This is a genomic window from Paraburkholderia sp. SIMBA_030, from assembly GCF_046535245.1.
In the GTDB taxonomy this organism is placed as follows: Bacteria; Pseudomonadota; Gammaproteobacteria; order Burkholderiales; family Burkholderiaceae; genus Paraburkholderia.
Genome location: NZ_JAWRXB010000455.1, coordinates 1 through 274, shown reverse-complemented (window position 1 = coordinate 274; position 274 = coordinate 1). Strand labels below are relative to the sequence as shown.

The following is a 274-nucleotide window of genomic DNA, read 5'->3' as shown; positions in this document are numbered from 1 at the left end:
GAAGCGCTGCACGATATGCCAGAGCACGACCGGCGTCGCAAACAGCGTGAGCGGCTCGCGAATCACGCGCTCGACCAGATCGACGCGTTGACGCGCGAAGCCCGTGTCGACGATGCAGTAGTAGTCGAAGCGCACGCCCGCGCGTTCCTGCAGCGCGATGGCGCCGTTCACGCCCATCACGCGCGGCATGGCGAGCGCGCGGTAATCGATCTCGTTGATCGACGGACCGGTGGCGATCAGATGGCATTCGCGCGCGTCGGGCAGCGGCAGCACC

Annotated in this window: 1 pseudogene; it reads right to left on the bottom strand. The window is 67.2% G+C overall.

From position 1 onward, the window contains the following. A pseudogene (locus SB772_RS40755) lies at positions 1 to 274 on the bottom strand (hypothetical protein); the annotation flags it as partial.